At 65.6% G+C, this 12,206-nt stretch carries 10 protein-coding genes and 1 tRNA gene; 1 reads left to right on the top strand and 10 read right to left on the bottom strand.

Annotation, left to right across the window (positions count from 1 at the left end; genetic code table 11):
* Positions 1-23: 23 nt before the first annotated feature.
* From ACW4QM_RS01140 to ACW4QM_RS01125, 4 genes are all read right to left on the bottom strand, one after another.
* On the bottom strand, positions 24-617 hold the full coding sequence (locus ACW4QM_RS01140) for a 5-formyltetrahydrofolate cyclo-ligase (protein ID WP_161127524.1): 594 nt from the start codon (positions 615-617) through the stop codon (positions 24-26).
* A gap of 314 nt (positions 618-931) precedes the next feature.
* Positions 932-1,007 (bottom strand) — tRNA-Ala (locus tag ACW4QM_RS01135).
* A 68-nt stretch (positions 1,008-1,075) separates the two neighbouring features.
* Entirely contained in the window at positions 1,076-1,402 is a 327-nt protein-coding gene (locus tag ACW4QM_RS01130) for a Veg family protein (protein ID WP_016308269.1), read from the bottom strand.
* A 281-nt stretch (positions 1,403-1,683) separates the two neighbouring features.
* Complete coding sequence (locus ACW4QM_RS01125; protein ID WP_161127525.1) at positions 1,684-2,436, bottom strand: SDR family NAD(P)-dependent oxidoreductase; 753 nt, start codon at positions 2,434-2,436, stop codon at positions 1,684-1,686.
* 195 nt (positions 2,437-2,631) lie between these two features.
* Here ACW4QM_RS01125 and ACW4QM_RS01120 point away from each other — a divergent pair, with 195 nt between their 5' ends.
* Positions 2,632-3,621: a C-terminal binding protein gene (locus tag ACW4QM_RS01120; RefSeq protein WP_161127526.1), complete on the top strand. Its 990-nt coding sequence runs from the start codon at positions 2,632-2,634 to the stop codon at positions 3,619-3,621.
* A 110-nt stretch (positions 3,622-3,731) separates the two neighbouring features.
* Here the strand turns inward: ACW4QM_RS01120 and ACW4QM_RS01115 are convergent, their stop codons facing one another.
* The 6 genes from ACW4QM_RS01115 to ACW4QM_RS01090 form a co-directional block, all read right to left on the bottom strand.
* The gene (locus tag ACW4QM_RS01115) at positions 3,732-4,934 is read right to left on the bottom strand and encodes an NADP-dependent isocitrate dehydrogenase (protein WP_161127527.1); all 1,203 of its coding nucleotides are present in this window, start codon (positions 4,932-4,934) and stop codon (positions 3,732-3,734) included.
* A gap of 253 nt (positions 4,935-5,187) precedes the next feature.
* Complete coding sequence (locus tag ACW4QM_RS01110; RefSeq protein ID WP_455798101.1) at positions 5,188-7,251, bottom strand: RecQ family ATP-dependent DNA helicase; 2,064 nt, start codon at positions 7,249-7,251, stop codon at positions 5,188-5,190.
* Positions 7,252-7,411: 160 nt separating this feature from the next.
* Positions 7,412-8,008: a GNAT family N-acetyltransferase gene (locus tag ACW4QM_RS01105; protein ID WP_161127913.1), complete on the bottom strand. Its 597-nt coding sequence runs from the start codon at positions 8,006-8,008 to the stop codon at positions 7,412-7,414.
* 106 nt (positions 8,009-8,114) lie between these two features.
* Complete coding sequence (locus tag ACW4QM_RS01100) at positions 8,115-9,659, bottom strand: cellulase family glycosylhydrolase (protein WP_161127914.1); 1,545 nt, start codon at positions 9,657-9,659, stop codon at positions 8,115-8,117.
* Positions 9,660-9,836: 177 nt separating this feature from the next.
* A complete protein-coding gene (locus ACW4QM_RS01095; protein WP_237974134.1) occupies positions 9,837-10,985 on the bottom strand; it encodes a ribosomal RNA small subunit methyltransferase A in 1,149 nt (382 codons plus the stop codon).
* Entirely contained in the window at positions 10,969-11,982 is a 1,014-nt protein-coding gene (locus ACW4QM_RS01090; protein WP_237974135.1) for a flavodoxin family protein, read from the bottom strand. Before ACW4QM_RS01090 ends, ACW4QM_RS01095 begins: the two co-directional genes overlap by 17 nt.
* Positions 11,983-12,206 lie beyond the last annotated feature (224 nt).

The raw sequence follows: 12,206 nt of genomic DNA, 5'->3' as shown, positions 1-12,206 counted from the left end.
CCAAACTCGCTTTTTTGCGAAAATCAGCTTGAGATTTTTGAAAGTGCCCGCAAACCGTGCTCAGTCACCACTTCGTCCACTGGCATGTCATAGTCCTCGTGCGGGAGGTGGTCGGCGAGCTGGGCGGCGCGGCAGAGGCCCATGGAGGTGCCGGGGAACGTGGGCAGGAAGGTGTCGTAGAAGCCGCCGCCGTAGCCGAGGCGGTAGCCCTCGCGGTCGAAGGCGAGCCCGGGCACGAGGGCAACAGGGGTGTGGAAGTCGCGCGGCGTCACCTCGCGGGCCGGGTCAGCTGGCGGCTCTTCCACGCCGAAGGAGCTGCGCTCAAGGCAGTCCAGGGAATCCACCGCGTACCACCGCATCTGGCGCGTACCGGGCACCACCCGCGGCAGGGCCACGGCCTTCCCCACTGTCCAGGCGCATTCTATGAGAATCCGCGTGTCCACTTCCGCCCCGAAGCTCAAATACGTGAACACCCCGTCGGCTTCCGCGAACTCAGGCAACCCCGCCACATTCCCCGCAATGGCCGCGTCAATCGCCCGACGCTCCCCTTCCAGCAGCCCGGCCCGCACCGCCTTGAAGTGCCGGCGCAGTTGGTTTTTATCCGACGGCAGTTCCACGAAAACCCTCCCCCCTTTATATCAAGCCGGTATTTTGGCAATGAGAGCGCATCGCTCGATCCGGCAGTCGCCCAGGCAATGCGACTCTCTGTCGGTGAACCACCTGTTTTTGTATCCAAATTTGCAGTTATCAGCATATCAGAGGCTCTTCTACGGCGCATATTTTGTCATCGGAGCGCAAAACACCAGGTCAAAAATAACTGGAAGATGCTACCAGTTCAATAGAGGTAACACTGATAACTGCAAATTTGATGTCATATCCGCGCACGAACGCAAAACGGGCCCCGATCATCTCGGGGCCCGCATGGTTTCCGTGGTGGAGATGATGGGATTCGAACCCACGACCCCCACGTTGCGAACGTGATGCTCTCCCAGCTGAGCTACATCCCCACGAAGGTGTGCGCTTTCGCGCAAGGCAGTAGTTTGCCCGATTTGGCGGCGGTTGTCAAGCGCTGCCCTTAAGAGACCACGCGCTCTTCCATAACGTAGTCGATCAGCTCCATGGACTCGTCCACAAAGGGGGCGAACAGGGGCTCGCCGTTCTGGGACAGCTCCACCATGCCGGTGAGCACGTCCACGTACTGGTAGGACTGACGGGCGGTGCGGCCGCGCTTGCGGTCCACCTCCATGATGAACAGCTGCGGGTGAACCTGGGTGAGCACGCCTTCGCTCTCCACGATCTTCGAGCGGCCCATGTTGGCGCGCACTTTCAGTCGTTGACCGACGAAATCATTCAAGGTATCATGAATGCCATCGACGATCTTTGCCTGCTTGGCCAAATCCATTGACTAACTTCCTCACGTGTGCTGACGGTACAAGTACAGCCCCATATCATACCACGATTGTCAAGCCCCGCAACTTTTTTCGGTCGCGGGAAGACCGACACCGCCTAACGGATTCCCCGCTTGGAGGCCACTTCAAGAGCCTTGCCGACCACGGGAGCGCAATGCTTCACGATGCCGCCGCCCCGCCCGCACCAACGGCGAAGGGGCGCACCCTGCGGTGTGGGCGCCCCTTCGCCGCTGAAATGCCTCCGTGCCACGGCCTGAACAGCCGCGCGGCAGCCCTACGAGTGCTTGTGGATGCCACCGTCTACCATGTAGGACTGGCCGGTAAAGTAGCCGCCCTCGTCGCTGACGAGCAGCACGATGAGCGGGGCACAGTCCTTTTCGGTGGTACCGATATAGCCCAGCGGGGTTTTCGACTCCAGGTTCCGCAACGCCTCGGCTTGGGTCTCGCGGAAGAAGTCAGTGGCGATGATAGGCAAAAACACGTTCACCGTGATGCCGTAGCGGCCCCACTCGTTGGCCGCCGTGCGGGTGATGGCGCGGATGGCCTCCTTGGCCATGCCGTAGGCGCCGAAGCCCGCGTTGCCGTCGTAACCGGCCGCGGAGGCGGTGTTGATGATGCGCCCGTGACCGCTCTCCTTCAAGTAGGGGAAGCACGCCTTCATGAACATCATGGAAGCGAGCGGGCCGCTCTCGAAGGCTTCCAGAGTGTAGGCCTCGTCCACGTCGTTGATCTCGCGGTACTGCATGGCGCCCTGGGCGCAGTTGATGAGGATATCGATGCCGCCGAAGCGCTCGACGCACTGGACGACCACATGGTTGATCTGCTCGACGTCGGTCACATCGCAGGCCACGGGCAGCACTTCGCCACCGAAACCCTCCACTTCCGCCTTCAGCTCTTCCAGCTTCTCCACGCGGCGGGCGCAGGCGCAGATCTTCGCGCCGTTCTCGGCGAGCACCTTGGCAAGCCCGCGGCCCACGCCGGAGCTGGCCCCGGTCACAATGGCCACGCGTCCCTCGAGTTTCTTCATGTTCGACTCCCATCGACTCAATTGACCTTGTATCCCCGACGGCGACCATCGTGCAGGCATGCGGATCGAAAGGCACCCGTGCAAACGACCCTCGGGCCTGTAAGTATAAAGATGTTGCGCGATCGGTACCGCGCGAAATGGGCGCGAGGGCTACAATGGGCCCTGAAACGGAACGGTCGGAAAACGGGAGGAACCATGGCCACCATTGTGATGTCGGACTTCGATTTCGACGATTGCGCTTTCGAGCGGAAGATGGTGGAGGCAGCGGGCATTCAGTTCCGCAGCTTCAGCGACGCGCGCAACCGCACGCCCGACGAGATTATCGAGCACTTGAAGGACGCCGACGGGGCCATCACCTCCTACGGGCGCTACACGGCCGAGGTGTTCGATGCACTACCGTCGTTGAAGGTGGTGTCGAAGACGGGCACGGGTGTGGACAACATCGATGTGGCCGCTGCCACGGCCAACGGTACCACCGTGTGCAACGTGGTGGGCTACGGCACCGAGGTGGTGAGCGACCACGCGCTGGCACTCACGCTTGCGGTCTTGCGGCGCATCAACGAGATCGACGCCGATATGAGGGCCGGCGTGTGGGACTTCCATCGCCGGCGCCCCTTGGGCCAGGTGCACGGCCGCACCTTCGGCGTCGTGGGCTACGGACACATCGGTCGGGCGGCGGCGCGCAAGGCTCGCGGCCTCGGATTCAACGTGGTGGTGTGGGACCATGAGGGGCACCCTGGTCGCTTCACCCCCGAGGGCTTCCCATACGTGGCCTTCGAAGACCTGCTGAAGACCGTCGACGTGGTGAGCTTCCACGTGGCCCTCGTGCCGGCCACGCGCCATTTGCTGAACGCCGACAATCTGAAACTCATGAAGAAGGACGCCATCGTGGTGAACACCTCCCGCGGGGCCGTCATCGACACCGACGCCGTGGCGGCCGCGCTCACCGCCGGTAAGCTCTGGGGCGCCGGCATCGACGTGTTCGAGTCCGAGCCCGTGAGCCCCGATGCGCCCATCATGCATGCGCCCCACACGGTGCTCACGTCCCATGCCGCCTACTGGTCCGAGGAGTCGGCCGTGGAGCTGCGCACCCGCTGCACCCAAAACGCCATCGACGTCGTGCTCGGCCGCATCCCCGAGAACTGCGTGAACCCGGAGGTGCTCCCCCGCGCCCTGGCGAAGTAGAGATGCCGGGTAGCGTTGCCCCGAGATAGAGAGCTGTCGCGAAAAAGGCCCGGCCGCGCAGCTTGCGCAGTCGGGCCTTCCGCAAATGCATTGCCGGGGAAGCGCGATGCCTATGCCGCCAGGCGCTTGGCGATGGCCTGGATGAATTCGCCGGTGGAAAGCGTCGTGGGATTCGGCAGCGTGGTGATGCGGGCGAGGTCGCCGGTCATCTCGCCGGCCTCGATGGTATCGAGCGTCGCCTTCTCCAGCTTGTCGGCGAAGGCGATCAGCTCGTCCAGCCCGTCCAGCTCGCCGCGCTTGCGCAGGGCCCCCGACCAGGCGAAGATGGTGGCCACGGAGTTGGTGGAGGTTTCCTTGCCTTCCAAGTGCTTGTAGTAGTGGCGTTGCACGGTGCCGTGGGCGGCCTCGTACTCGTACACGCCGGCCGGGCTCACGAGCACCGAGGTCATCATGGCGAGCGATCCGAAGGCGCTCGACACCATGTCGCTCATCACGTCGCCGTCGTAGTTCTTGCAGGCCCAGATGAAACCGCCCTCGGCCTTCATGACGCGGGCCACGGCGTCGTCGATGAGCGTGTAGAAGTACTCGATGCCGGCCTCCTCGAAGCGGGCCGCGTACTTATCGTCGTAGATCTCCTGGAAGATGTCCTTGAAGCGGTGGTCGTACTTCTTGGAGATGGTGTCCTTGGTGGCGAACCACAGGTCCTGCTTGGTGTCCAGGGCGAACTCGAAGCAGCTCATGGCGAAACTCGCGATGGAGGCGTCCAGGTTGTGCATGCCCTGGGCCACGCCGGCGCCGTCGTACTCGTGCACCAGCTCGCGGATCTCCGTGCCGTCGTCGCCGGTGTACACAAGCTCCACCTTGCCGGGGCCGGGCACGCGGATCTCGGCGTTCTTGTACACGTCGCCATAGGCGTGGCGGGCGATGGTGATGGGGCGCGTCCAGTTGCGAACGCAGGGCTCGATGCCTTTCACAATGATGGGGGTGCGGAACACCGTGCCGTCGAGCATCGCGCGGATGGTGCCGTTGGGGCTCTTCCACATCTGCTTCAGGTCGTACTCCTCCACCCGAGCAGCGTTCGGCGTAATGGTGGCGCACTTTACGGCCACGCCCAAACGCTTGGTGGCCTCGGCGGACTCGAAGGTGACCATATCGTCGGTAGCGTTGCGGTTCTCCAGACCCAAATCGTAGTACTCAGTCTTGAGATCGACGAACGGGCAGATCAGCTCGTCTTTGATCATCTGCCAGATGATGCGGGTCATCTCGTCGCCGTCCATCTCCACAAGCGGCGTGGTCATTTGAATCTTGGTCATGGTGCTCCTCACGATCGGAATTGCCTGCGACCATGCTACCGCGAAACCTGAGCAATTCGCCCCGCAATTCGCCTAGAAACAAGGTTGTAACGGGGAATTGAAGCATGGGAAGCAGGAAAGGAGAAGGAAGCTGTCCGGCTCGGAGGGGCCGAGGGAACCCGTGCTCAAGCAATGGCTCGCTTTGTGGAACAGCCCACTGGGCTGTTCCAGTCGCTGCGCAACCTGCGCGCGGGCCCCCTCGGCCCCTCCGAGCCTACTCAACTTCAGTTGCTTCGGGGACAGACGCGATCTCTTCCAGGAACGCCTTGCCGTAGGTGGCGAGTTTTTTCTCGCCGACGCCGGGGAGGGCCAGCAGCTCCTCTTCCGTGGCGGGGCGGGCGGCGGCCATGGCGGCCAGGGTGGCGTCGTGGAAGATGACGTAGGGCGGCACGGCAGCTTCCTGGGCGAGCGCCAAGCGCAGGGCGCGCAAACGTTCGAAGAGTTCGGCGTCCACCTCGGCGAGATCGGCAGCGCCCGCGCGGGCAGCCTTCGGCGGTTTGGCCGCGCTCCCCTTGCGCACCTTCGGCGTCTGCTTGATGCGCAGCGCAAAATCGGGCTCAGCGGCCTCACGGTAGCGGGGGCCGAAGCCCACAAGCGGGAACTTCCCCTCGGTGATGGCGAGATACCCGTCGGCAGCCAAGAGCTCCACCACTTCCATGAGCAGGGCGCGCCGAGCCTCGGAGGTGCCGTAGACCGGCAGGTTCACCAGGCCCCACTGGCGCAGATTCTCGGTGTCGGCGCCGCGCAGCACGTCCACCACCGTCGTCTTGCCGAAGCGGCCGCGCAGAGCCTGCACGCAGCGCATGATGGCGCGAGCCTCGGCGGTGACGTCCACGGCCTCGAATTCCCCGTCGCAGTTCGAGCAGCACCGCTTCGCCGACGAGCTTGCAGAATTTTCCTCGGTCGGGAGGGCGGACCAAGATCCACCCCTACGGAGGGTGGGGTCGCAGGCGGCATGGCCATCGCGGGAGTCTGGGGCGCAGGCAGCACCGTCAAGCAGGTTTGCGCCGCCGGCACCCGCCCCACCGTAGGGGGCGACCTCGGTCGCCCCTCCCTGCGACGGGAGTGCCTCGTCATGACCACCTTCCCCGAAGTAGCGGAGAATGTACGCGCGCAGGCAACCGGTGGTGTAGCAGTAGCCGACCATGGACTCCAGCATGCGGCGGCGGCTCGCGCGCACCACCTCGGCCTCCTCGGCCGTGAGCCCCTCGTGGGTCGATTCCTGCTCGATGAAGAAACGGCCCGTGGCGATGTCGCCGTCGCACCACAGAAGTAGGCATTCGGCCGGGCTTCCGTCGCGCCCGGCGCGGCCGGCCTCCTGGTAGTAGGCCTCCACCGACCCGGGCATGTTGTAGTGCACCACGTAGCTGACGTTGGACTTGTCGATGCCCATGCCGAAGGCGTTGGTGGCCACCATGACCGGGGCCGTATCGTTCACGAAGGCCCGCTGGTTACGCTCGCGCTCCTCGGCCGAAAGCCCCGCATGGTAGCGCGTGGCCGCGACGCCCCGCTCGCGCAAGTGGTCGCACACCTCCTCCACCGTCGCCCGCTTGGCGCAGTAGACGATGCCCGACTCGGCCCGTCGCTCGTCGATGAAGGCATCCAGGCGCGCCAGCTTCTGCTTGGGCTCGCGCCGCTCCACTGCGAAACGCAGGTTGGGCCGGTCGAAGCCCGTGACCGTGCAGGCCGCGTCGCGCAGGCCCAGAAGGCGCACGATGTCGCGGCGCACCAGATCGGTGGCCGTGGCCGTGAGCGCCGCCACGGGAGGGCGGACGGGCAGCTCAGCGATGAACTGGCCGATGGAGAGGTACGAGGGGCGGAAGTCCTGACCCCATTGGGACACGCAGTGGGCCTCGTCCACGGCGATCAGCGCGAGCCGCGCCGTACGGGCGAACTCGGCGAAGCGCGGATCGGCCAGGCGCTCGGGAGCCACGTACATGAGGTCATAGGCGCCCTCGGCCGCCCGGCGCAGCACCTCGGCCTGCTGTCCGGGCGCCAGCGTGGAATTCAGGTACGCCCCGCGGATGCCCGCTTCCTGCACGGCCCGAACCTGGTCGGCCATGAGCGACACGAGCGGGCTCACGACGAGCGCCATGCCCTCCATGACGACGGCCGGCACCTGGTAGCACACCGACTTGCCGGCACCGGTGGGCATGACCGCCAGCACGTCGCGACCGGCCAGCAGTGCCGAGACCACCGCCTCTTGACCCGGCCGGAACGCGTCATAGCCGAAACGGCTCGCCAGCACGGCCCGCGCCTGCTCCATCTTTTGCTCCATGAACGTTCCCCCGCCTTCAGTCGCTCTCGTTTTCCGAAAGCCAGTATAGCGGGTATCGGCGGCGCCGTGGTCGCGGCAGAGCCGTCCCCAAACCGTCACAAATTCCCGGCACGTTCCCCGCGCCAACCGCTGCGGCGTCGCAGCTAGGTCAATCGCCCTCTCAATTGAGGCGCGCCAGAGCGGCCTCGGCCGCAGCGAGCACCTCGGTCACCTGGTCGGGATCCATGGCGGAAAGCGCCATGCGGGGCTCGGGGGCCACCGAGAAGTCGCCGATGGCCATGCGCAGCCACGCCACATCGTGCCAGGCGCCGAGCTTGTAACCGGCCTCCTTCTGAACGCCCATGAGCGTAAAACCCAGCTTCTCGTGCAGAGCCAGGCTCACCTCGTTGGGCACCGTGATGAGGCTGTAGGCGTTGCGCACGCCCTGCAGGGCCAGAAGGTCGATGAGCGCCCAGAACAGCACGCTGCCCCACCCTCGGGAGGTGTAGCCCGGCGCGAAGTAGATGGACAGTTCGGCGTTCCACGCATAGGCGGCGCGCTCCCCCAGCCGGTGCGCGTAGGCGAACCCGACGATGGAGCCGTCCTCTTCCACCACCAGATAGGGATAGTCGCCGATGATAGAGGCCATGCGACAGCGGAAGGCGTCCAACGAGGGGGTCTCGGTTTCGAACGTGACCGCCGTATCTCGGATATAGGGCGCGTACACGGCCAGAATGCCTGCCGCGTCTGCCTCCGTCGCCAGTCTTACCGTGCGCACAACCGAACCTCCCTTAAATCGTCTGCCGTGACACTGCGACAACTATTGTATGCGCGCACCTGTCGCCGTCAAAAGGAGAACTGGCGAGCGGAGGGGAAGCCGCGCGCTACTCGTACTCCACCACGGCCAAATCCGCCGGGCCGCTCACGATGAAGCCCACATCGCGCACGAAGGCCCCGGCGGGAACGTTCCCGTTGTGGGCGTCGTTGGTGATAGCAAGCCGCGTGCCCGAGGCCGAAGCCTGACAGTTCCACGCGTCCTCCAAGGTCACCTCGCCGTTGAAGGGCACTGTCACCGACCAGCTCTTCACGCCGGCGCTGTAGTTCGAGCCGGCCATCTCGTAGCGGAAGAAGCTGCGGCCACCCTCCTCCCAGCGGTCGGCCACCTGGAAGGTCCACTGCAGGGTGTCGTCGGCGGAGACGAGCATCTGGGCTCCGGCGCTGTTGTCCTTCACCTCGGCCCGGGCCAGCGCCACCTCCTCGCGGGAAAAGCCGGGGCTCTTCAGCGTGTCGACGAGCCACAGGCCCTCATCAGTGAGGTCGTCCAGAGTGAAGCCGGAGGTCTTCGCGCAGCCGGGCTTGAACAGGGCCGCCGTCTCGTCCTTGTTCGACAGGTTCCAGCAGATGTAGCTCACGTCCAGCTCGTTCATGAGGCGCACCCACAGGTTCGCCGAAGCGTAGTCGATCTCGCCGGCGCCGCTCGCCTCGCAGATCCCGAACTCGGTCACGAACACGGGCAGACCGCCGGCCACCGCCGTGGAAAGCGCGTGGCGCAGGTCATCTTCGTGAGTGGCGGCGTAGAAGTGCAGCGCGTACATGACGTTGGCGTCGGGCAGCGGATCGGCCGCCGCGGCGGCGAGATCCTGCGACCAGGTGGGCGTCCCCACGACGATGACCGCATCGGGGTCGTTGGCACGGATGATGGGAATGACCGCCTCGGCATAGGCCTTGATGTCGGCCCAGCTCGTGCTGCCGTTGGGCTCGTTGCAGATCTCGTAGATGACATTGTCCGCGTCCCCCAGGGCGCCGGACACGGAGCGGAAGAACTCCTCGGCGGCCCACTGGTTCGTGAGGGGGTTCGCATCCGACAGGGTGTGCCAGTCGACCACCGCGTACAAATCGGCGGCCTGGGCGTACTGGACGCCGCGCACCACCAGGTCGTTCAGCGCCGCCCGGTCGCCCGTCTCCGTGGCATAACCGCCCTCCTCCGCCGAGTAGGTGGCCAGGCGCACGACGTTGGCGCCCCACACCTCGCGCAATTCGGTAAAGAACTCCTGGTTCACGTACTGGGGGTGCCAGGCCAGGCCGTGGGTGGAGACGCCGCGCAGCTGCACTGGCTCGCCGGCGGCATCGGTGAGCTGGGCGCCGACGACCTTGAGCGCGCCGGTCGTGGAAGGGGTGGGCGCGGGCGGCGCCGCCTCTTCGACCGGAGCCTCTTGCGCAGCGGCGTCGGCCGAAGTCTCTGGCTCCGCCTCCAACGTGTCTTGGGGCCGCGTCGTCGGCTCTTCCACCACCAGGGCATTCGATCCTCCGGCCGGGGCCAAGCCGCCCACCGTCGCGGCCAGGGCCACGCCGATGCCCGCGAGCACCACGAGCACCGCCACCGCGATGCCGATGCGCGCGAACCTTGCCCGTCCCGCCGTCTTTCCCATGGCACGCTCACTTCCAGGGCCTCACAGCCCGCTCATTTCCAGGGCCTAGAGGCCCACTCGTTCTTCGTCAGGCTCGCCATTGTGCACCGCCGCGGGCGCCAGCGTGACTTCCACACACATTCCCAAAGCCTGGGCCACATCCACCAGAAGATCGGAGGTGATATTGGCGCGACTCCGCTAAGCCGCCGTCACTTTCAAGAGGGCGGCGCCGAGGGCGAGGAATTCTTGCTGGGTCAGGGTCTCACCGCGGCGGCGGGGGTCGATGGTGGCGGCATCGAAGATGGCGGCCAGGCGCTCGGCAATGGCAGCGCCGTCGGGAAGCACAATGCCCGGGGCGCCCTCCTGCGCCGACGGGCCCGCGCCCAGCGAGATCGGGCCGCGGCCGGAGAAGTAGGTCTTGCAGGAGTTGGCGATGGTCTTGCGGCGGTTGGTGAAGGCGGCGTCGGCCATCAGGGCCGCAGCAGCGATGACCTCCGGAGACGCCGGCGCGCCGTCGGCCATAAGCGGCACACGGCGGTTCAGTCGGATGACAGCGGAATCCACCCGGGGCGGCGGGAAGAAGTTGCCCGGCCCCACGGCGAAGCGGCCAGCTGGCTCGACGTACAGCCCGAGCTTCACGGTGTAGGCGCCGTAGTTCTTCGTGCCCACGGCGGCGGCCATGCGGTCGGCCACTTCCTTCTGCACCATGATGGTGGCGGAGTCCAGGAAGGGGAAGGATTCGAAGTAGTCGAGCACGACTGTGGCGGCGACAGCGTAGGGAAGGTTCGCGACCAGCTTGCTGGGAAGACTCGGCCGAAGCTCCTCCTGGGGCACAGCCACGCGGTACCTTGATTCGCTCAGACAGTCCTCGCTCTGCGAAACAGCCCACTGGGCTGTTTCGTTCGCCGCGGAACTCGCTCGGTCAAGGCACCCCGCATCCCCGCCGGGCTCAACCATGGTTGAGGCGACTGAAACAATGTCATCCCTGGTTACATCGAGAGCGTCTTTTTCGATGAGGGCGAACTTCTCGCGCCAGGGGTGCAGGGTGTCGGCGAGGACGGCGGGCAGGTCGGGGTCGCGCTCGATGGCGATGACGCTGGCGGCGTGCTTCAGAAGCGCGATGGTGAGCGTGCCGATGCCGGGGCCCACCTCCAGGATACGGTCGTTCTCCCCCACCTCGGCCAGGGCGACGATCTTCTTCAGCACGTCGTCGTTCACGAGGAAGTTCTGGCCCAAGGTGTACTTGGTGCCGATGCCGTGGGCCTCGAGCACCGCACGGGTGGCACTCGGCGTAGAGAGCGGCGACAGGCGCCCATCGCCGCCGGCGTAGCTATCGATGGCCACCACGGCCGTTGCCCTTCTTCTTGGTGTTCTTCTTCCCGTAGGCCGGGCCGCCGCCCTTGCTGGAAGACTTGCGCGGACCGCGGGAGCCCGACTTCGGAGCGCCCTGCTTGGGAGCGGGCGCCTTCTGGCTCACGGACAGCTTCGCGCGATCCTTCGGGCGAACATCCTCGCGAGAGTCGTCGGCAGTTGGGAGGGCGGACCGAGGTCCGCCCCTACGGGAATCGTCCGCATCCCGGAAGCCGTCCCAAGCGTCGTCCGCGTCGGCGATCTCGATCCTTTCGACCTCGTCTTTCGCCTCTTCGGCCTCTTCGACCTCTTCCGTACCTTCCACTTCCACGACCTCGTAGTCGTCGTCGAAGTCGAGACCCATGGCGCCGAAGCCGCCGACGGGGGGCAGCGGGTACTCCTCGGCCTCGGCGGTGATCTCGCCGTCGGCGCGGATCTTCCCCACCCAGTCGAGCACGAGTTCCACGGTGAACCCAGCCACGGACAACGCCGAGCGCACCGTGCCGATGAGCGGCTCGAACCCGTGCGGATCGCCGCCTACCCCCACCACGTGAATGACAGCGGGCCGCTTAGGCCGCGTGCGCAGGTCGGTGAAGTAATAGGGCTGCAGGCGGTCGAGCAGCGCCTTCATCTGGGCCGGCACGCTGGCGAAGTACACCGGGCACACCACGATGAGCTCGTCGGCCGCGTCCAGGTGCTTGCGCACCTCGTTCATGTCGTCGTCGATGACGCAGTGGTGGAACAGGGCACCGGATTCCGCCACCGCCTCCTGGGGCAGCAGCGGATCGCCCTCCTCGAACAGGTGGATGGGCTCGTCGGCGGCTGCACGGCACTTGTCGCAGCCGATGCACGGCCCCACCTCGGTGGACGACACCGACACGATGGATACCCCGTCGTCCGGGCACTCCTCGATACAGGCGTTAAACAGCTCGTCGGCCAGCGCGGCACTGCGCCCATCGGCCCGGCACGACCCGTGCAAAATCACTCGATGCATGAGCATCCTTTCCGAAAGAATCACTGCCCGCCATTATAGCCCGCCATGCCACCTGCCGCCGTTTCCGCTTTCACAACATTCCACGAACGAACCCACCATCACGAATTCTGCTTCGCCTGCACCTCCTCACCTCTGCGAAGTTGTTTCCATCCAGCCTGTCGCCCGATCACGGCAGCCCGTGCATGTTTCCCTCTTCAAATCTGGCAAGTTTTCGCAGGTTTTCG

The organism is Adlercreutzia sp. CNCM I-6207, assembly GCF_977072305.1.
The sequence above is the reverse complement of the archived record's forward strand: the minus strand, read 5'-3'. Positions and strand labels throughout refer to the sequence as shown.